Origin of the sequence: Cupriavidus sp. YAF13 (genome assembly GCF_052113425.1) — a bacterium.
Taxonomy (GTDB): Bacteria; Pseudomonadota; Gammaproteobacteria; order Burkholderiales; family Burkholderiaceae; genus Cupriavidus.
In genome coordinates, this window is sequence record NZ_JBFRDD010000080.1 from 1 (window position 1) to 20,696 (window position 20,696).

The following is a 20,696-nucleotide window of genomic DNA, read 5'->3' on the forward strand; positions in this document are numbered from 1 at the left end:
CAGCAAGCCCATAGGGCCATCGGCTCGCCAGCGCTGCACCAGCCGCCGGACTTGCCGCGCCGTCAGATCCAGGCGCTCTGCGGCGCGCCATTGCGCCAGCAGGCCCTCGGCCGTTGCCTGAATGACCTTGAAGCGGTCAACTTCGCGCAGACTCATGGTGATCAACCCTCGATCCTTCATGGCGCGCTCCCGTCCAACCCAGGCGCTACCAGTATAGGTCTATCCAGAGGACATTCTGATGTGGCTGGAAGCGGACATTCTGATTTGGCCTTTACATTTATAAAAACGCCGAATAGGTATTATGTTAAATAATAAACTCAGGCGCGCTCATAAGGGCAACCAATTTTTCGCAATTAGATGGAGAACTAAGATTCTCGAAGGACTTGCCCATTTTGGGCCGGCGGACCTGTGCAATCTCGCGAACTGGTCAAACAGTGCCGCCTCAAGGTTGGCGGGCTGGTGCGGCTTGACCTTAGCTCCCGATCTGCCATGCACGCGCAGGTACCCGCCCAGTCCCATCGGATCGAATCTGCACAATAAACGACGCTCGTCACGTCGGGCGTGCCGACCCAGCCGAGGATTCTGTTGAAGACGCGACCGCGGTTGACGACGGTATCGACGCCCAGGCTGGCCCAGTCAAAGCGCAGGAAGAACTCCGGAGCCTCGACCAAGCTGACGCGCTCCACCAGCCTAGGTGACGTGGGGAGCTCGGATAAAGCAGCTCTTCAGCGCCTGCGTCTGGCGCACTCCGTCCATCGCAGCCCCCGCCCATCATGAGGGCGGGTTCGCTGAAAACTCCGTCGGGCGCTTCCCTGCCTGCAACAGTCATCATCGCCGAGATGACTCGCCCCTAACAACGGAAGCCTATTCGCTCCTAAATATGTAGCATTTTGCGTCTTACGAGTGCCTGCAGCGCCCGTTTGGCATCAAACAACCAGAGACGAGGCTCGAATGTCTCTGCGGAATCGATAGAAGTATCTCCAGCGCGAACTCCTCTCCGAATTCAGCCGCTCAAGTCTCCAGGGGCACCCATTCGACGTCCTCCAACATACTCTCCACGGAACTCTCCAATTAATCCTCCATCCAACACTCCAAGAGTTCGCCGCTAAGCTATAATTCTTCGGCACTTTCTGGGAATCTGACCTGAAAAAGAACCCTCCATCTATCCCTGCTATGGACTATCCAAAAAGCCCTACAGCCCCCTACCAAAAGTTCCCCGGCCGGTTGTCACCGGCGCGCTGCCTCTGCGAACGTCAAAAGTAGCACCAGACCGCACATAATTCATGGCCGACGTAACGACAATCCAACCGCTTTACCTCGAAGAGAGAGTGCTTCATGCGCCACTTGAGCAGGCTGCTGAGCTGGCTAAGAAGGCAAGAACACTGCTCACAAACGGCCGCGGGCCCGTCGCGGCAGCGCTGGCACCTTTGTTGCGGAGCATGAACTCATACTATTCGAACAAGATTGAGGGCCAGCACACAACGCCGAAAAGCATCGAACAAGCGCTGAAGAAGCACTACGCGGAAGACCAGGAGGAGTACAAGAAGCAGCTCATGGCCATTGCGCACATCCGAACCGAAGAGGCACTGGAGGTGGAGTGGCAAGGAGAAGATACCGCCCAGATGTTCGCCCCAAGTAAGGTACAGCGCATTCATCAGCTGTTCTTCGAGGGCATGCCTCCTCAGTTTCGATTCACCGAACAGGGAGAACCAATTCATCCTGGTGAGTTTCGGGAGAAGGTCGTGAGCGTGGGCACGCACGATGCTCCGCCAGTCGCGCTTATTCCTCGGTTACTCGAAGAATGGAGTACTCGCTACTCGCGCATCAGGGGGTTCGAACACCAGTTGATTGCTGCCGCTTGCTCCCATCATCGCCTGGCTTGGATTCACCCGTTCATTGACGGCAATGGCCGAGCCTGCCGCCTCCACTCGCATCTCACTCTTCACGCCTCTGGACTGACGGATGGGCTTTGGTCACCACTACGTGGATTCGCTCGGACGCATCAGGAGTACTACTTGCGCCTGGCCTCCGCAGACCAACAAAGACGCAATGAATTAGACGGGCGAGGAAACCTRTCGCAGGAGGAACTGGTCAAGTTCGTGCACTACTTCCTCGAATGCTGCCTGGACCAAGTGAATTTCATGCTTAAGATGATGGAGCTCGATGGCTTGCGCGCACGACTTCGAGACTTGCTGATTTACCTTGACACGAATCCTTGGCTAATAGGTTCGGAGAAATCGGTCATTAAACCCGAGAAGACTGTCTTGGCCTTGGAATCGGTCGCGATGATGCGCCCCCTATCTCGAGCAGAGTTCGGTCAGATTCTCGGTGAGAGCGACACGACGGTTCGGCGCATCACTCGCAGCCTTCTTGACTTCGGAATTCTGCAGTCAGAATCACACCGCGACTCACTCAATTTTTCCCTGCCATTGAGGAGTCTGAGATTCCTCTTTCCGAAGTTGTGGCCAGAGGTGGATACTGAATAATTGAGCAACGACGGTAGTGGGTTAGACACAATTTTTTATGTGGTCTCGCTCGCACCACTGAACTTGCCCCCGTAAAACGAATACCTTGCCGAGGTTAAACTGACTCGACTCGCCTAGGATAGCCGGGTGGCTACTGTGACGGCACCTCGTACAACTCGGCAAGGTTGAGGGGATACGCGAAGCGAAGCTCCATGCGGCAGTTCCGGTAGTCTGCCATTCGAGAGCCGCCGCTCTATCGCCTGCTTGCGAAGGTCGGATTGTCGGCCGATGTCTCGGAGGGGGCGGCAAGCGCCTACCTGATCGGGAAAGGTGGTCGCTCGCGTTCAGTCCTACTTTTCCTACGTAGGCAACGCACAAGTCCTCGACGTAGACTTCTCGCGCATTGGTCCTTGCTAGGCTATGACCCACCTAGGACCATCGCGCGCCTCAAGTCCGCGCGCTGCGCATATCTCGAGTTCCCAGGCTACCGCCACCTAGTACTTCTCAGCATGACCTTGCAGAATCAGAATCCCGCATCGGCATTTGCAGACCTTCTTCAGGAGGTACACGCATTCAGCCGACATCTGGAGCACCGCGCGACACAGGCGGCAAGATGTGGCAACTCGACAGCGTACCCGGAGATGCTGTGCGCCGTGATCGACGAACAATTGCGCACCAGCGTGACAAGAGATCGCATCCTATGCTACGCGGCAGCCGCAGAACTCGGTGTCAAAGTTGATCTGGCCCCGGAGCGCTGTGAGACGATCATGGCAGGAGATGCTGGGCGTCCATTGCGAGTATTGTTCTGGGCAGCCTACCGGCGCATGCGGTCCAGAGCCCAATGGCGACATGAACGAACAGTAGCTCAATAGGCGCTTACGGCGCCGCGCTGCACTAATACATGCACGGTGAAAGTCCAAACTCTACCGACGACGGCTGCCTGAGCCAACTGGCCCATCGTCTCTGCCCGCGCCACCAACAACCTCGGTGAGCATTTCGGCACTTTTTATGACAAGGCTGAAGTTCACCGGGAAGGGACTTCAAGCATCTTGCGTACTCGACCCCAAAGGGAATCGCGCGCGAGTCGCCAACTGACTAGCGGGCGGGTCCGCGGAGCCTGAGAACACTGGGCAATGCACCACCGGCCAACTGACGTTCCGACGGCGTCATGTCAGGCGACATCTAACCCCTCACCTCGATGACATGCACCAGATTCGCCCCCCCCGGCCACTGGTCCACTGTGCAAAACATCGGAAAGCGGCCACGCGAATCCCTATTACTCGTACATATCGCGCTAGGCGTTCTGGCAATAAGCTTGTGTCATATCGGAATGGGTACGGTCACTTAACGCTGAACATCAAGGCCACCCCCATCCAACTCAACTCACTCGCAAAAAGCGAGACGCCGGAGCGTGACCATGCCGCAAAACCACCTAGATCACTTGAGCACTATCGTCGGCGCAGCCAATTTGCTGGTTGGTCCCGATGCCGAGCCCTACGCAACCGACTACCGGCGTGTCTACCGCGGCAAGGCACTGGCGGTGGCACGGCCGGGCAGCACGACCGAAGTCAGCGCGGTCATGGCTTATTGCTATGAGCAGGGCATCTCCGTCGTGCCACAAGGCGGCAACACATCCCTGCTGGGCGGCAGCGTGCCGGATGGCAGTGGCCAGTCCTTAATCCTCAGCCTGGCGCGCCTGAACCGCGTGCGCTCCGTGGACGCCGTCAACGCCAGCATGGTGCTCGAGGCCGGGGTGACCCTGCACCGAGCACGCGGTGTCGCGGAGGAGGCAGGAAGCCTCTTCCCGCTGCGCATCGGCTCGGAAGGTAGCTGCCAGATTGGCGGCAACCTCTCTACGAACGCCGGCGGCACGGCCGTGCTTCGCTACGGCAACATGCGTGATCTGGTGCTCGGGCTGGAGGTGGTGCTTCCCAATGGCGAGATATGGGATGGGCTGCGCGCCTTGCGCAAGGATAACGCGGGCTACGACCTCAAGCACCTGTTCATCGGCACCGAAGGCACGCTGGGGATCATAACGGCAGCCGTACTCAAGCTGTTTCCCCGCCCCCGCTCGGTATCCATGGCCTTCCTCGGCGTCCCCGACCCGACAGCGGCACTCTCCCTGTTCGGCTACCTCCGCGGGCGGCTCGGCAATGACGTCACCGCCTTCGAACTGATCTCCGCCGACGCGATGGACCTGGTGCTGGCGCATCTCGGACGGCAGGCCTCGCCCTTGCCGAGCACGCATGGTTGGTACGTGCTGGTCGAATCCTCGTCGACCGACGACCAGGCAAGCGCGGACGACGCCTTCTGCGCCGCGCTAGCCGACGCCGGGGAACAGGGCTGGATCGCCGACGCGGCGCTCGCCTCAAGCGATCGGCAGGCTGCCGACTTCTGGCTGATCCGCGAAGAGATTTCCGATGCGCAGACGCAGGCACGCGGCAGCGTGCGCTGCGACGTCTCCGTGCCGCTATCAAGCATCCCCGGATTCATCGCGTCCACCACCACTGCGGTGCTGAACCAAGCACCCGGCACCCGGATGATCGTCTACGGGCACATGGGCGACGGCAACGTCCACTTCAACCCGCTGCGCCCGGCTCAGACGGAGGCAGAGGCCTACCTGCAGGTCCACGGCGACGCCATCACGCGCATCATCGACGACGCCGCCACTGCGCTTGCCGGTTCGATCTCCGCCGAGCATGGCGTGGGCGTGGCCAAGCGCGACGAACTGCTGGCGGTACGCAGCCGCACCGAGCTCGAGCTCGCATGGAAGGTCAAGCGTGCGCTCGATCCCCGCAACTTGCTCAACCCCGGCAAGGTGCTGCCGGCCCTGGACAGCGCCGCCAACACCACCGCATAGCCGGCCGACGCTCCCTCGCCTACCGTCCAGACCCATTGAGAGAAGACCGACCATGTCGAATTCACGATCGCTTGTCGAGCAGGACTGCGCCCATTGGGTGCATCCCGTCACCCCGCTGCGCCAACACGAAGCGCGCGGCGCACGCATCTGGCAATCCGCCAAAGGTGTCCACCTGATCGACACCGAAGGCCGCCGAGTACAGGATGCCTTCTCGGGGCTGTGGTGTGTAAATGCCGGCTATGGCCAGGCGTCGCTGGTCGAAGCCGCAACGCGGCAGTTGGAACAATTGCCCTATGCCACCGGCTACTTCCACTTTGCGAGCGAGCCGGCCATACGTCTTGCCGCGCGGCTGGCCGAACTAGCGCCGAAAGGCTTGAGCCGGGTACTGTTCGGTCAGGGGGGCTCCGATGCCGTCGATACGGCAATCCGCGTCGTGCGCTACTTCTTCAACGCCACCGGCCAGCCCGAGAAGAAGCATTTCATTGGGCTGCAGCGTGGTTACCACGGCAGCTCCACCACTGGCAGCGGCTTGACCGCGCTGCCGCTGTTCCATCGCTACTTCGACGTGCCGGCAGCAAACCAGCACCACATTCCCTCACCGTACCCCTATCGCCATCCGGCCGGCCCCGAACCGGCAGCCGTACTGGACAGCACGGTCCGCGCGCTGGAGGCCAAGGTGGAGGAGATCGGCGCGCAACGCGTGGCTGCCTTCATCTGCGAACCCATCCAGGGTTCAGGCGGCGTAATCGTGCCTCCGCCCGGCTTCCTGCGAGCGATGCGGGCCACCTGCGACCGTCTCGGCATCCTGCTGATCGTCGACGAGGTCATCACCGGCTTCGGTCGCGCTGGTCCGTTGTTCGCCTGCGAGAGAGAAGGCGTGAGCCCGGACATCCTGACGCTCGCCAAGGGCCTCACTTCCGGCTACGCGCCCATGAGCGCAACCCTGATCAACGACCGGATATACAGTGCCATCGCCGACGGAGGCGAAGGTCAAGCCTTCGGCCACGGCCAGACCTACTCCGGCCATCCGGTCAGTGCCGCCGTTGCCAACGCCGCGCTCGACCTTTACCTCGACGGGGGCCTGCTCGACAACGGCGTACGGATCGGCGAGTACTTCCTCGATCAGCTCAAGGCACTTGAGTTGCTGCCTTATGTGGGCGAGGTGCGCGGAAGCGGCATGTTGGCGGCCGTAGAACTGGTGACCGACAAGACCACCAAGCAAAAGCCATCGAAAGACCATCGACTCGGCGAACGCGTATTGACGCACGCGCTCGAGGAAGGCCTGGTTTTCCGCGCCTTCTCCGACGACATTCTCGGATTCGCTCCGGCCCTGAACTACACCAAGGCCGACGTGGATACACTGATCCAAATCCTGCGATTCTCCCTCGACAAAGCAGTCGCAGACACTCTCTAACCAGGAGCCACCATGAAACTCAAAGACTTCAAAGTACTGACCTTCGACTGCTACGGCACGTTGATCGACTGGGAGACCGGCATCTTCAACGGCCTGCGGCCGCTGATCGAGAAGGCCGGCCTGACCGCGAATTCACGTGACGAGATCCTGGAGGTCTACGCGAAACATGAAGCCGACCAAGAGATCCTGACACCGGCCCTGGCCTACTCGGTGCTGCTGGGCGTGGTGTACCGCCGCCTGGCCAACACCTGGAACGTGGGCGTGACCGACGAGGAAGCCAACATTTTTGGCGCATCGGTGCACGACTGGCCCGAATTCCCCGATTCGGTGGAAGCCCTGCGCTACCTCAAGCAGCATTTCAAGCTGGTGATCCTATCCAACGTCGACCGCGTCTCCTTCCGCGCCAGCAATGCACGGTTGGGCGTGGAGTTCGATGCGATCTACAGCGCCCAGGACATTGGCTCGTACAAGCCGAGTCCGCGCAATTTCGAATACATGCTTGCGCGTTTGAAGCAGGATCACGGCCTCGGGAAGGCAGACATTCTGCACACGGCGCAGAGCCTGTTCCACGACCACGCGCCTGCTAACGGCTTTGGCCTGGCCTCCGCTTGGATCGACCGCCGCCACGCCGACAAGGGCTGGGGCGCGACTATGCCTCCCCCGGGTACGCCCAAGTATGACTTCCGCTTTGAGAGCATGGCCGCGCTGGCACGTGCGCATCAGGAAGAACTGAAGAACTGAGTGGCTGAAGGGCTTCCCCTAGGCTGCCTGCCGACGGTTCATGCCATCGACAGGCAGCGCCGCGGCGGCCGCGGCCGCCTCACCAGGATTTCGAAATGATCAAACTGACGGACCCGGCACTGCTGTGCCAGCAAGCATTTATCGGCGGTGAGTGGGCAAATGCTCGCTCCGGCCAAACACTCGACGTAGTTGATCCCGCCTCCGGAGCTACGCTGGGTACCATCCCCGACTGCGACGAGCAGGACACCCGCGCCGCCATCGAGGCTGCGAATCGCGCCTTGCCCGCCTGGAGCGCGCTGACCACCCACGAGCGGGCGGCCATGCTGCGCAAATGGCACGACTTGATGCTGGCGCACGTCGACGACCTGGCGCTGCTAATGACCCTAGAACAAGGCAAGCCGCTGGCGGAGTCGCGCGGCGAGATCCTGTACGGCGCGTCGTTCGTTCAATGGTTTGCCGAGGAAGGTATCCGTGCCTATGGCGAAACCATCCCGGCTACGCAGGCGGGTCGCCGGATCGTCGTGCGCAAGGTGCCGGTGGGCGTCTGTGCGGCCATTACCCCTTGGAACTTTCCCAATGCAATGATCACCCGCAAGCTGGCACCGGCACTGGCCGCCGGCTGCACCGTGGTGGTCAAGCCCTCGGAGCTCACGCCCTACTCGGCGCTGGCATTGGCCGAACTCGGCAAGCGCGCCGGCTTCCCCGCCGGCGTGCTCAACATCGTGACTGGCCGGCCGCTAGCCATCGGCGGTGAACTTACCGCCAATCCTATCGTGCGCAAGCTGACGTTCACCGGCTCGACCCATGTCGGCAAACTACTGCTGCGCCAGTGCGCGGACACCGTCAAGCGCGTGAGCATGGAACTCGGAGGCAATGCCCCGGTGATCGTGTTCGACGACGCAGACCTCGACGCCGCCGTGGCCGGCGTGATGGCCAGCAAATTCCGCAACAGCGGCCAGACCTGCGTCTGCGCCAATCGGATCTACGTACAGGCAGGGATCTACGATCAGTTCATCGCTCGCCTGGTGGAGAACGTGAAGAAGCTGCACGTCGGAGTTGGAACCGAGGCGGGCGTGACGATCGGCCCGCTGATCAACAAGGCAGCGCTGGACAAAGTGACGAACCACGTCAGCGACGCAGTGGCAAAGGGCGCTCAGGTTATGCTGGGTGGCAAATCCACCGAGCGTGGTGCGCAGTTCTTCCAGCCAACCGTGGTTGCAGGCGCCACCGACGAGATGTTGGTGGCCAGCGAGGAGACCTTCGGTCCGGTGGCGGCACTCTTCCGCTTCGACAGCGAGACTGAAGTGATCCGCCGCGCCAACGACACGCCGTACGGCCTCGCCGCCTATCTGTTCTCGCGCGATCTGAACCGCGTGTTCCGTGTCGGCGAAGCACTGGAGTACGGCATGGTCGGCATCAATACCGGCGTGATTTCGTCGGCGGTGGCACCGTTCGGCGGCGTCAAGGAATCGGGGCTGGGCCGCGAAGGTTCGCACCACGGCATCGACGAGTTCCTGGAATCGCAGACCTTGCATTTCGAGATCGGCTGATACCGGCTTGAGAGCATGCACTATGGCTTAGGCCATAGTGCATTCAGTGAACTTAGAACACCTTGCTGCCGTTCGGCACACTGCCATCCACCGTCAACAGATTCACCACCGACGGCTCGGACTCCACCCCCATCACAAGCACTTGGGACAGGAAGCCGGCGATTCGGCGCTCCCCCAGGTTGGTGGCACAGACCACAACCCTGCCGACCAGTTCCTCGGCCTGGTAGCGATTCACATACTGCCCGCTCGACGTCAACGTCCCGAGCTCCCCCAGATCGATCCACATCTTGTAGGCCGGGTTGCGGGCCTTCTCGTTCAGTTCGACGCGAACGATCGTGCCGACACGCATGTCGACGGACGCAAATGCTTCATATGCACTCATGCATGACTCCTGGTCGTTGAGATTCAATGAGATGGCCGATGCGATCGCGCACCGAGCCAGATGATGGCAAGGCCGTGCCACAGAGAGCATGCGTTCTATTCTTCGGAAAGCCGATACAGGGCAACCGCCACCTGCAGCTCGAACCGGTTTCCCTGGTCCTCCAGCGGAGTACCCAGCAGCGTTTCGATGCGTTCCACGCGGTAGCGCAGCGTGCTGATGTGTATGCCGAGTCGACGGGCGGTGTTTGCCAGTTGGAATCCCTCCGAGCAGAGTACCTCAAGCGTCTCCAGCAGCGACTCATTCTTCTTGTCCGCCATGAGCGGACCCAGCTTGCTACCGATGAACAGCTCACGCGCGCCAGCATCGCCCATCAGCGCCCGGGGAAACATCACTTCCTGGAAGTGATGCAGCTTGCCAGGCTTGAGCAGCGGCAGGAGCGACTGCACGTCCTTGCCGCCCTGGGCCATACCAGCCACACCGCTATGCGAGCGGCTCACAGCCAGCGCCGCACCACGGCTGCCCAGCACGCGCCACAGGGGTTCCAATTCGAACTGCGAAGACAACAGAAAGGTAATCTGGTTCAGCGATACGAGGATCAAAGGTGGCTCGCCAAGACCATCAAGATACTTGCGCAAGCGCTCAACCCAGCGCTCCCGGCGCAAAAAGCCTTCCCGTGAGAGCGGCAGTGGTTCGTCAAGCAATACAAGGCAGACTCGGTACTCACCTGCTGGATTCCATCCACCCACGCGTGCACGCTCGAGAGCCGAAGGGGTTTCCTCGAACTTGCCTTCGAGCAACGTGCCGACTAGCGCGTAACCGAGGCGCTCTTCCTGAAGATGCAGTGCCCGCATATGCGCAAGATGCAGCGCGCCGATGATGGAAGCACGCTCCGCCGCCCGAATCTCCAGTTCGCCAAGCGGACTGTCGCCTTCGTCGACGAACACGATGGCAGCCATCTCCCCGCGGATCCGGATCGGGCAGCCGAGCCTGCGCGGCATGCCGGTCTCTGACTGCGCATCGATCAGGACCGGGCTCACGCTGTCCAGTATCTGGCGCAGGATGAGACGATTGTTCAGCACGCGGAAATAGGTGTGCTCCTTCTTTGCCAGCGCGCCATCACTCTGTTCGCTTTCACTCGACCCCAGGAGCAGGCCGTCGGTATCGACAAAATTGACCTTGCGATCCAATAGATTGCTCAGCGCGTGCGCCAGGTCGCCAAGCGTGTTGGCCATCACTGCGGCGTCTGTCAGCGCGCGGTGAATTTCGTCCGAGCGTTCGATCAGCTCGCTTTGGCGGCGAATGATGCTGGAGTGGATTTCCTCCGTAATCGCGCTGAACGGAATCGCCCAGTCGAGTTCGAGAAGCGGCAGCCCAACTTCGTTGGCGGCCTCCACGGACCCTTCGGGGAAATGCTCGAGGAAATTCGGCACTGCCAGCACGACGCCCGCCAGATCCCGCTCTCGCAACGCGCGGATCAGCGCGCGGGCCGATGCCTCGTCGCGCGGCCAGTTATAGCCGGTGGTCAGCAACAACTGTCCGCCCTGAACCCATGCGGCGATGTCTGGGTGGTCTACCATATGGACCCAGCGGATCTCGTTCGTGAGGGCGCCTTGTCCTGCCACCACGCGTGCGCTGCGCAGAACCGTCGAAACTAGTGCCGTCGAGATGTCCATGATTTTCGTGAGCGGGCGATTCTATCGCGGCGGCGCCGCTATCAAAAACACAGGGCGGATCAACCGTGTCGCGAGTTTTCCATCGCACTTCACAGCATGGCCAGCGCAAAGGACCGCATGTCCGGGAACTCCGCGTCCGGAACCGCGTTGGCCTTGGGCACCGCGCCGAATCCTGGCTTGCCGACACGACGATTGATCCATACCGTCTGCAGGCCCAGCGCCTGCGCCGGGACGTGATCGTGAAAGAGACTCTGCGCGACGTGGAGAATCTGCGACCGCGGTGTCTCGATGCGGCCGAGCGCAACGTGGAAATTGTTCAGCGAGGGCTTGTAGCTGCGCGCCTGCTGCGCGGTGATGACATGATCGAACTCGATTCCCAGGCGTTTGTTGGACAACGCAAAGAACTCATCGTCACCGTTGGTGATGACAGCGAGTCGGAAGCGCCGCTGCAGCCCAAGCAGCGCGTCATGGGAATCCGGGAAAACAGGCCAGTCACCCACGGAATGCGAGAATGCGTCCAGTTCGACCTCGTTGGGCTCGAAACCCAGGTCCCCGGCAATGCGCCGTAATGCCTCTTCGAGGATCTCTCGATAAGTCATGTAGGGGCCGGCTTCCAGGGCGGACTCGTGCCAGGCATAGCGCTCCAGCATGTCGTCATCCCCGATCGAGTGCCCCCGGTCACGCAGGATCGGGCCGAGCGCATCGCAGATGCCCCGCTCCCAATCGATCAGCGTGCCGTAGACGTCGATCGTCAATACTGTCTTGCCGGCGAACTTTGCCGCAATCTCGCTTTCCATGATGTCCTTGCTATTGTGGGCGAGCCCGCCGCGCCTCAGTGCGCACGGGCCGTCTCGATGGCTCGCCCAAGAATCGCCACGGCTTCGCGCGCGTCGTCGAGCATCGTTGTCAATGGCGCCAGCAGACGCACATTGTTGCGATGCACACCGCACTTGATTACCAGCAGGCCACCTTCACGGCAAGCGTCGATGACACGCTGGGCGAAGCCGGCATCGGGCTGCATAGGATCGCCGTTCTTGACGAACTCCAGCGCCAGCATCGGCCCCACACCGCGAATGGTACCAATCTCGGCGTGCCGTAGTGCCAATTCTTCCAGGCCCGTGCGCAGTACGTCACCCAGACGATTGGCCTGTTCCAGCAACCCGTCCTTCTGGAACAAATCGAGCACGGCGAGCGCGGCGGCGCATGCCAGGGGGCTGCCGGCGTAGGTACCACCCAGGCCGCCCGGCTCGGGCGCGTCCATGATGTCGGCGCGGCCTACGACGGCCGACAGCGGCAAACCGCCCGCCAGGCTCTTGGCCACGGTGACGAGGTCAGGCTTAATGTTGGCCTGCTGGAAGGCAAACAGCTCGCCTGTGCGTCCAAAGCCGGTCTGAATTTCGTCCGCGATCAGGACAATGCCGTGCTTTGTGGCCAGGGCGCGCAGCTTGCGCAGGAAATCCTCGCCCGCGGCGAGGAAGCCGCCATCGCCTTGCACCAGTTCGATGATGATCGCGGCGACGCGCTCGGGCGTGATCTGTGTAGCAAACAACTCGTGGAGGGCACGCAGCGCATCGTCGCCGCTGAAGCCGCGATACGGATCGGGATACGGCGTGTGGTAGACGTCGCCGGCAAACGGCCCGAAGTTCTGCTTGTAAGGCGTGCTCATGCCGGTCAGCGTCATGCCGAGCAAAGTGCGGCCGTGGAAGCCTCCGCGGAACGCGATCACGCCGGGCGCATTGCGGTGAGCGCGTGCGATCTTGATGGCATTCTCCACAGCTTCCGCGCCGGTGGTCAGGAATACGGTTTTGTAGACGTCATCGCCGCCGATCAGTGCGTTCAGGCGCGCGGCCAGATCGATGTAGACATCGTAGCCGGCCACCTGAAATGCTGCATGGCTCAGCCGGTCGAGTTGCTTCTTGACCGCCTCCACCACACGCGGGTGATTGTGGCCGACATTCAGCACGCCGATGCCGCCGACGAAATCCAGATAGCTACGGCCTTCTGTATCCCACACGTGCGAGCCTTGCGCGCGCTCGATAAAGATCGGGTGGGCGGTCACCACACCACGCGCCACATGTTCCGAGCGCGCTTTCGCGAGCGCCGTCTGCTTGTTCGTATCCACTGCCATCTCTTGTCCTCACTTTCTCTGGACTTTCGTCGTTTCAGGGTAGCCGTCGCCCCATAGCGGGGGTCGATATCATCTTAGGATCGGCGTTGCCGCGCGACTACCTGCACCAGATAGGGAATGAGGGCATTGCTTTCGTATGTATCGCACGGTCTTTCGCAAAAAATGCGATTCCCTGTTCTTGATGCAGAACACGCACCAGCGAAGTGCAGAGACGCCATCAAAGTTCTTCCGGTATCGATCGAATTGCGGAACCTGTTCACAGACGGCGACGCCAGTGCCCTTAGCCATCAACCCTTTGGAGAGGCAACCGGCCAAAGCTACGCAATCGTTCGCGCCGCCGGCGATCGCACCACAAACAAGCATCAAGGCGCACCAGTGTTGAGGACTCCTATTCAGTGATGGACGACTGCCTCGACGATTCCTGCAAAACGTAGATAGGAATGCCATCCGCACTGCTATTGAATGCAATGCAGCGCTGCAAGCAGCCGCTACAGGCCGGTCAGGATTGTCAGTGGCCGGCGGAAATCGAAACTGCCAGAGGAAAGGAAACGAAAATGGAGATGACAGCATCAATAGCGGCCTCGCCGGACGAGGCCAGGCGCCGGCGGCGCGCAATCACGGCGACGATATTGGGCAATGGCTTCGAGTGGTTCGACTTCATGGTGTATGGCTTCTTTGCCATCACTATCGGGCAACTGTTCTTCCCCACCGGCAACGAGCTCACCTCGTTGATGCTGTCGGTGGCTACGTTCGGCGTGGGCTTTGTCGTCCGACCGATCGGCGGCATCCTGATTGGCATGTACTCCGACCGCGTGGGCCGCAAGGCGGCTCTGTCGCTGACCATCTTGCTGATGGCGGCCGGCACGGCACTGATCGGGCTGGCGCCGACGTATGACCAGATCGGCATCGGCGCACCTGTGCTGATCATCATCGCGCGCCTGTTGCAAGGCTTCTCGGCCGGTGGGGAAATGGGCAGCGCCACGGCCTTCCTGACCGAACATGCGCCCGAGGACCAGAAGGGCTACTACGCAAGCTGGATCCAGAGCAGCATCGGATTCGCGGTGGTACTCGGTGCGCTCGCGGGGACGGTACTGACGCTGTGGCTCACGCCGGCCGAGGTCAAGGCGTGGGGTTGGCGCGTTCCCTTCCTGCTCGGCATCCTGATCGGCCCCATCGGCTTCTACATCCGCAGCGGCGTGGACGAGACCCCGGCCTTCCTCGCCAACAAGGACAAGGTCAAGAAGCCCTTCACGGAAGTGCTGCTGAACTATCCACGCGAGACCTTCACCACGTTCTCGATGGTGATCCTGTGGACGGTCTGCATCTACGTGCTGCTGTTCTACATGCCGACCTACGCTGTCAAGACGCTCAAGATGCCGCAGTCGATGTCCTTCATCGCCGGCGTGGTAGGCGGCCTCATCATCACCATACTGTCTCCCTTCGTCGGCGCCTGGTCGGACCGCATCGGACGCCGCAAGCTTCTGGCCTTCAGTTCCGGCGGGATCCTGCTGATCGCCTATCCGATGTTCGCACTGGTGGTGTCGGCGCCGACCCAGTTCAACCTGATCCTGTTCCAGGCGGTGTTCGGTGTGCTGATTGCCGGATACACCGGCCCCATCCTCGCCGCGTTCTCGGAGATATTCCCCACCAAGATCCTGTCCACCGGACTCTCGGTTGCCTACAACGTCGCGGTGATGACCTTCGGCGGCTTCGCCTCGCTGATCCTCACCTGGCTCATCGCCACCACCGGCAGCGCCATGGCGCCGGCTATCTATGTCATCGCGGCAGCAGCCGTCAGCTTCCTCGGCGTAACGCTGGGATTCCGTGACCGCGTACGTAGCACCACCCATCAATAAAACAAGGAGAAATAGATGAAGCATTGCAATCGAAGCATCACGTTGAGCGCCTGCGCCGCAGCCACGCTGGTGTTGGCCAGCCCGTTCACACAGGCGCAGGTCCAGGAAGTGAGGCTTGGTTTTGCCGCCCCCATGACCGGCGGCCAGGCGCAGTACGGCAAGGACATGCAGAACGGGGTGACGCTCGCACTGGAGGACTTCAACGCCAGCCATCCCAAGATCGGCGGACGCGAGGTCCGTTTTGCCCTCGCCGCCGAGGACGACCAGGCTGATCCCAAGACTGGCTCGGTGGTAGCGCAGAAGCTGGTCGATGGCGGCATCAAGGGGATGCTCGGACACTTCAATTCCGGCACAAGCATCCCAGCGTCAGCGGTGTACAGCCGCGCCGGCGTGCCTCAGATCTCCATGGCCACGGCGCCCGAGTACACGCGCCAGGGCTTCAAGACCACCTTCCGCATGATGACCTCGGACACCCAGCAGGGTAGCGTGGTGGGGGCCTATGTGGTCTCCAAGCTGGGAGCGAAGAAGATCGCCATCATCGACGACCGCACGGCCTATGGCCAAGGCCTGGCAGACGAATTCGAGAAGGCTGCGCGCACGGCGGGCGGCGCTATCGTGCGCCGTGAATTCACCAACGACAAGGCGGTCGACTTCAAGGCCGTGCTGACCAACCTGAAGCGCCTGTCCCCGGACGTGGTGTTTTACGGCGGCGCGGAGGCGCAATCTGCACCGTTGGCCAAGCAGATGCGCGAGCTGGGCATGAAATCGGTCCTAGTTTCGGGCGAGATGTCGAAGACCGACAATTTCATCCGCCTGGCAGGCACGGCGGCGGAGGGTGCCATCTGTTCGTTAGCAGGCTTGCCCCTGGACCAGATGCCGGGCGGCAAGGCTTACAGCCAACGCTATGAAAAGCGCTTCGGCTCGCCGGTGCAGACGTATTCGCCCTATGCCTACGACGGCGCGATGGCCATGATGAAGGCGATGGTCAAGGCGGGATCGACCGAGCCGGACCGCTACCTGCCCGCGCTGGCGTCGACCGCTATGGCCGGCGTCACCTCGCAGCAAATCTCTTATGACAGCCATGGCGACCTGAAGGAAGGCGGCATCACGATCTACAAGGTGGTGTCGGGCAAGTGGCAGCCGCTGGAAAGCCTCGCGGGCCGCTGAAGCCTACGCCGGGCTGCAAGTGAAAAACGCCGTGCGGGTATCCCGTCCGGCGTTTCTTCATTTGCAGTACTTGTCTGGCCTACTCCTGCAGCCGCGCCAGCCGGACCGGAGCACTGCCGGCGCCGGGCGATCGGATCATCGACAGGCGGCACGGCATCGACAGCGCCGGCCCGATGTCGCGGATCTCCGTCATTTCAGTATCGCGGGCAATGATGATAAGGTTCGACGGCCGCCCACCCATACTGCCGGTGGATGGATCATCCGCGCCGATACGCCGCGGCGTATCGAAATGCTGCCCCACACCCTGGATCAGCAACAACTCGTCGCATCCCTCCACCACAACCAGCCCCTTGACTCGCAGCAACCGCGCCTCCAGGTAACCGGCCAGGTTCTCCAGCCACGCGGCGAGCAATGGCCATGCAACCGGGCCATTCCACTGCAGTGCGTACACGTTGATGCGAGGATGACCAACCGTACCCTCCGCCAGGAAGGCAGCAGGACTGCGCGGGAGCGTGGGTTCCGCTGCGTGAGTCTCGTCGAAGGCGCGCAGGGCACGTACGTGCCGGTCGCGCTCGGCCACCAGCGTGGCCATGGCGCCTAGCGCACGAACCAACGCCGTAGCTTGCATGACCTGTTCGGAGTCGGCGACGTCCATTCGCGTCAGGACGATCACGTGGGCAGCGGCAAGTTGCGCGGCAGCCAGGCCAAACTCCTCCCGATCCGCCATCGGCCTGTCGCAGGCATAGGTGGTCACCACACGCACGCGCATGCGCAAGTGCGCCAGCTCGGAAAGGCTGCGCAACACCGCACCGGGATCGGATAGCCCACTGCACTCCAGGATCATGCGCCGGAAGCCCGGCGCGCCGGAGAGCCTCCGCGTCTCCAGCATGGCCTCGATGGTGTACTGCAGATCGTTGGTCAGGCTGCAGCAGACGCAGCCGTTGCTAAGCGTGGCCATTGGCACGCCAGCGGTCACAGCGATCAGCGCACCATCGATATTGACCTGCCCTACGTCGTTGACGATGACAGCCGTGCGGCCATCATCATCGGCGGCCAACAGGTCGCCCAGCAGCGTGGTCTTGCCGCTGCCGAGGAAACCCGACAGCACCACGAACTCGGCCGGCGCTTCCATTACTGCCCGTCCTCGGTGGCATTTGCCGCTGCCACCATCCCTTCAACGTCGTCCAGCAGTTCCTGGGTGTCGAACACCATACCGTCCTTGATGGTGGTGCGCAGGCAGCGCTGCCATTGACCGCGCTGGCGCGCCTCGTCCAGCCGCAGCGCGCCCGTGCCATAGAGCAGTTTGAAGTCGTCGAGCGGATTACTGTCGTGGACCAGGAGGTCGGCGCGCTTGCCAACCTCGACCGACCCGGTTTCGGCTTCCAGCCCGAGCAACTCCGCACCCTGGTAGCTCGCGGCGCGCAGCACTTCCAGGGGGTTGAAGCCCGCTTCCTGCAGCAGTTCCAGCTCGCGCACGAAGCCGAAGCCGTAGACCTGGTACATGAATCCCGAATCGCTGCCGGCACAGACGCGGCCACCGCGGTTCTTGAAGTCGCGCAGGAAGTGCATCCACAGGCGGAAGGTCTCGCGCCACTCGACTTCGTTTTGCGTGGTCCATCGATACCAGTACGATCCATGGCCCCCGCGGTGCGGCTCGAAGTACTTCAGCAGCGTGGGATCGGTGAAGCGCGCGTGCCAGTCGGCGCGGCGTGTACGCATCAGGTCGCGGTTGGCATCGTAGACGTTCATGGTGGGCACGAATGTGTGCCCGGCGGCAAGAAAGGCGTCCAGCACCTGCTCCCATTTCGCGCTGCCGGGTTGTGCAGCCTGCAAGAAGGTGGTACCCGCCGTGGCGAAGCGCAGGTATTCGTCGTTGTAGTGATAGCCCGAGGGAAATGACTGGACAGTGCGGTCCTCGAACAGAGCTTCCGGTAGACCGTAGGAATGTTCCGAACTGGTCAGGCCCCACTGGGCCGTGGTCAGCGCATTCATGCGGCTGACCGCCAGTGTGGCATGGTGGCAACAGGTGCGCAGCCCGAGGTTCCGTGCCTCGTCCAACGCGGCCTCCATGACCGCAGGGGGCGCACCGAAGAACTTGACGCCATCCGCACCCTTGTCGGCAAGCCGGCGCAGCCACTCACGTGCGGCGGCGGGCGTGTGGATGGTCTTCAGGTAGTCGTTGATGGCCGGGAAATAGGCATAGGCGTACAGGCTCGGTGCCGCGATGCTGTGCGCAGCCGAGGCGGCCTTCTGCTCCAGCGTCCAGGCCAGGCCGTTGAAGCAACCAGCCTCCCGGACGGAAGTCACGCCGTGTGCCAGCCACAGCTTGTAGACGTAGTCCGCTCCCGGCATGTTGCCGCTTGCCGCGTGGAACGGTGCGCCGATGTGCGCATGGCTGTCGACAAAGCCTGGGGTAACAAAGCGACCTTCGCAATCGATCTCGTGTTCCGCCTGCGCCGGTCTGCGCTCGGGGCGGATCGGCAAGCCAGGTGTACCGACGCTAACGATGTCGGCGATCCGGTTGCCTTCGACCACAATGTCGACCAGGCCCCAGGGGGGAGCGCCGGTGCCGTCGATCAACGTAGCGCCGCGCAGGACCATGCGAGGAAACGGCCCCAAGCCACGATCGCGGCTGCGCGCTGGCGCCACGCCAGGCAGCCCGTACTTTGCGAACCCCGCCACGATTTCCTCGCCGATCTCAATGGCCGCCACCTTTGTTTTTTCCATGTCAGTCCCTTCCAGGTTGATGTCAGCGCCGTGGGCTGGCGCGGTTGCCGATGCCCACCGCCACCGTGACCAGCACCGCGCCGATCATCGTGGCGACATCAATGCCGCGGCCAAGGAACAAGCTGACGAAGAGGGTGGACACCACCGGCACCGCATAAGCCAGCAGCGCCACCTGATGCGGGTTGCCCTTTTTCATGGCGTAGTCCCACAGATAAAAGGCGCCGCCCAGCGGTCCGAGCGACAGGTACGCCAGGGTAAGCCAATGCCTGGGTGCCAGCGATGGCATCCCGCCGCCCAGCGCAAGCTTGTCGTACGCAGGAAGTTGGCCAAGCACCGCGTAGGCTGTAAGCGAAGCCAAGCCGGCAAGCAGGCAGTAGAGAGAAACGGTGGCCGTGGGTACTTCGGCGAAGCGCCGCGACCAGACCGAGTAATAGGCCCAGATCAGCGCCGACACGAGTGCAAGCGCAAAACCGACCCCTGCGCCGGCACCGAACACCGGTACCGCTCCAAGGCAGGCGGCCGCACCGGCGAAGCCGAGCACGCCGGCGCCAACATGGCTTCGGGTGAGCTTGTAGCCTTGCAGCATGAGCGGTGTCAGTAAAATGATGAACAGCGGCCACAGATAGTGCAGCAAGTTGGCCGCGACGGCATCGGCGGTCTTCAGGCTCAAGAAGTAGAGCGCGTGATAGCCCAACATGGCCAGACTGCCCACTAGCACGGCACCCGGCTCCAGCCGTCTCCAGGCAACCCATGGCAGCCCGATGATGCCGCCTCCAGCCAAGGCCACGCCCGTGGTCAACAGCGGCGACAGACCGGACAAGCTGACCACCGACACGGCGAGCGTGCTCCAGATCAAGAGCGCGCAGACCGCCAAGGCCATGGGTAGCCACGCTCGGACTCTGGGAGTGCCAGAAACGTCGGCGTCATTCAGCTCGGCAGTCGATTTCTGCGTCGCAGCTATGGTCGTGGCGGCCTCCGGCACGCCCTGAAGCAGAGCAGCGGCCTCCCCGTTCACGCCTGCTCCCCTGCGCCCAGTACGAACACCGCAGCAGCACTAGGTGCCAGTGACACGATCTGCGCAAGTGCGGCGGGAGCCACACCTTCGTGCTGGCATAGGAAGGCAAATGCCCCAACGGTTCGACGGCAAACCACCACTGGCACGTTGATCAGCGTGCGCGTGCCAAGCGAGCGCAGCAGTGCGTGATCAGGAAAGTAGCGAGCCAGGGCGACATCGCCGGCGGCAACCAGTACGCGCTGCTGCTGCAGGACATGCTCCGCCCATTCGCTACCCCCGAGATGCTTCCAGCCCCCCACAGGATAGGCCGAGGGAACGCTGGAATAAAGTCGGCGCACGTCACCTGGCCCGTCTGCGCCGCCGGCCACAGATGCCTTCGCGACCAGGGCGGTCATGTGGAGAAAAGGCATCGCCTTTGCAGCGACTACGGCAAAGCGTGCAAAGGCGTCCTGCACCGACTCACCGCTTCGCACGGCCACCGCGGCCTGGCCCGCCAGCGTACTGTCGACGCCGGCCACGTCGGTCTGCTGTGGCCGGATCCCAGTCTTCTCTTGCGCCAGCGCGCCAAATGCAAGCAGCGCCAGTCCGCTGCCGGTGGCAAATTGTCGTCGATTCATAGCAGGCCTCCACGTTGTCGATGGAAAGAGCATAGATGCGACGTGCGCCAAGCACTTCCAACGGACAATATGAATCGCGGAGCCTTCTATCCTACGGACCA

16 protein-coding genes are annotated in these 20,696 nt (G+C 62.1%); 7 read left to right on the plus strand and 9 right to left on the minus strand.

The features are described from left to right. A partial coding sequence (locus tag AB4061_RS37450) for a helix-turn-helix domain-containing protein (RefSeq protein ID WP_441641151.1) occupies positions 1-180 on the minus strand: 180 nt, incomplete at its 3' end. Between the two features lie 1,103 nt (positions 181-1,283). On the opposite strand from AB4061_RS37450, the gene AB4061_RS37455 reads away from it, so the two are divergent. The 5 genes from AB4061_RS37455 to AB4061_RS37475 all read left to right on the plus strand — a co-directional run bounded on the left by AB4061_RS37455 (position 1,284) and on the right by AB4061_RS37475 (position 9,030). After that, positions 1,284-2,486 carry a Fic family protein gene (locus AB4061_RS37455; RefSeq protein ID WP_441641152.1) on the plus strand — a complete coding sequence of 401 codons (1,203 nt, stop codon included), beginning with the start codon at positions 1,284-1,286 and terminating at the stop codon, positions 2,484-2,486. Positions 2,487-3,882: 1,396 nt separating this feature from the next. Then, positions 3,883-5,325: an FAD-binding oxidoreductase gene (locus AB4061_RS37460; RefSeq protein WP_441641153.1), complete on the plus strand. Its 1,443-nt coding sequence runs from the start codon at positions 3,883-3,885 to the stop codon at positions 5,323-5,325. A gap of 52 nt (positions 5,326-5,377) precedes the next feature. Further along, positions 5,378-6,739, plus strand: a complete 1,362-nt coding sequence (locus AB4061_RS37465) for an aminotransferase class III-fold pyridoxal phosphate-dependent enzyme (RefSeq protein WP_441641154.1) — start codon at positions 5,378-5,380, stop codon at positions 6,737-6,739. Between the two features lie 12 nt (positions 6,740-6,751). After that, a complete protein-coding gene (locus AB4061_RS37470; RefSeq protein ID WP_441641155.1) occupies positions 6,752-7,480 on the plus strand; it encodes a haloacid dehalogenase type II in 729 nt (242 codons plus the stop codon). Between the two features lie 95 nt (positions 7,481-7,575). Continuing rightward, positions 7,576-9,030 (plus strand): NAD-dependent succinate-semialdehyde dehydrogenase, encoded by a 1,455-nt coding sequence (locus tag AB4061_RS37475; RefSeq protein ID WP_441641156.1) that lies wholly within the window; start codon positions 7,576-7,578, stop codon positions 9,028-9,030. Between the two features lie 52 nt (positions 9,031-9,082). Here the strand turns inward: AB4061_RS37475 and AB4061_RS37480 are convergent, their stop codons facing one another. From AB4061_RS37480 to AB4061_RS37495, 4 genes are all read right to left on the minus strand, one after another. After that, positions 9,083-9,412 carry a tRNA-binding protein gene (locus AB4061_RS37480; protein ID WP_441641157.1) on the minus strand — a complete coding sequence of 110 codons (330 nt, stop codon included), beginning with the start codon at positions 9,410-9,412 and terminating at the stop codon, positions 9,083-9,085. 95 nt (positions 9,413-9,507) lie between these two features. After that, a complete protein-coding gene (locus AB4061_RS37485; RefSeq protein WP_441641158.1) occupies positions 9,508-11,085 on the minus strand; it encodes a PucR family transcriptional regulator in 1,578 nt (525 codons plus the stop codon). A gap of 89 nt (positions 11,086-11,174) precedes the next feature. Beyond that, positions 11,175-11,882: a haloacid dehalogenase type II gene (locus AB4061_RS37490; protein ID WP_441641159.1), complete on the minus strand. Its 708-nt coding sequence runs from the start codon at positions 11,880-11,882 to the stop codon at positions 11,175-11,177. A gap of 35 nt (positions 11,883-11,917) precedes the next feature. Beyond that, positions 11,918-13,213 (minus strand): aspartate aminotransferase family protein, encoded by a 1,296-nt coding sequence (locus tag AB4061_RS37495; RefSeq protein WP_441641160.1) that lies wholly within the window; start codon positions 13,211-13,213, stop codon positions 11,918-11,920. A gap of 554 nt (positions 13,214-13,767) precedes the next feature. Between AB4061_RS37495 and AB4061_RS37500 the strand changes: the two genes are divergently transcribed. Next, a complete protein-coding gene (locus tag AB4061_RS37500; protein ID WP_441641161.1) occupies positions 13,768-15,069 on the plus strand; it encodes an MFS transporter in 1,302 nt (433 codons plus the stop codon). A 15-nt stretch (positions 15,070-15,084) separates the two neighbouring features. Further along, positions 15,085-16,236: a branched-chain amino acid ABC transporter substrate-binding protein gene (locus tag AB4061_RS37505; protein WP_441641162.1), complete on the plus strand. Its 1,152-nt coding sequence runs from the start codon at positions 15,085-15,087 to the stop codon at positions 16,234-16,236. A gap of 79 nt (positions 16,237-16,315) precedes the next feature. On the opposite strand, the gene AB4061_RS37510 is transcribed toward AB4061_RS37505, so the two are convergent. From AB4061_RS37510 to AB4061_RS37525, 4 genes are read right to left on the minus strand one after another with little or no spacing between them, the layout of a single operon-like run. Beyond that, a complete protein-coding gene (locus AB4061_RS37510) occupies positions 16,316-17,368 on the minus strand; it encodes a CobW family GTP-binding protein (RefSeq protein WP_441641163.1) in 1,053 nt (350 codons plus the stop codon). Next, positions 17,368-18,963 (minus strand): amidohydrolase family protein, encoded by a 1,596-nt coding sequence (locus AB4061_RS37515; RefSeq protein ID WP_441641164.1) that lies wholly within the window; start codon positions 18,961-18,963, stop codon positions 17,368-17,370. The genes AB4061_RS37510 and AB4061_RS37515 overlap by 1 nt, the downstream gene beginning before the upstream one ends. Before the next feature lie 22 nt (positions 18,964-18,985). Beyond that, positions 18,986-19,978: a DMT family transporter gene (locus AB4061_RS37520; protein ID WP_441641165.1), complete on the minus strand. Its 993-nt coding sequence runs from the start codon at positions 19,976-19,978 to the stop codon at positions 18,986-18,988. Beyond that, entirely contained in the window at positions 19,975-20,595 is a 621-nt protein-coding gene (locus AB4061_RS37525) for a hypothetical protein (protein WP_441641166.1), read from the minus strand. Before AB4061_RS37525 ends, AB4061_RS37520 begins: the two co-directional genes overlap by 4 nt. Positions 20,596-20,696: the final 101 nt, after the last annotated feature.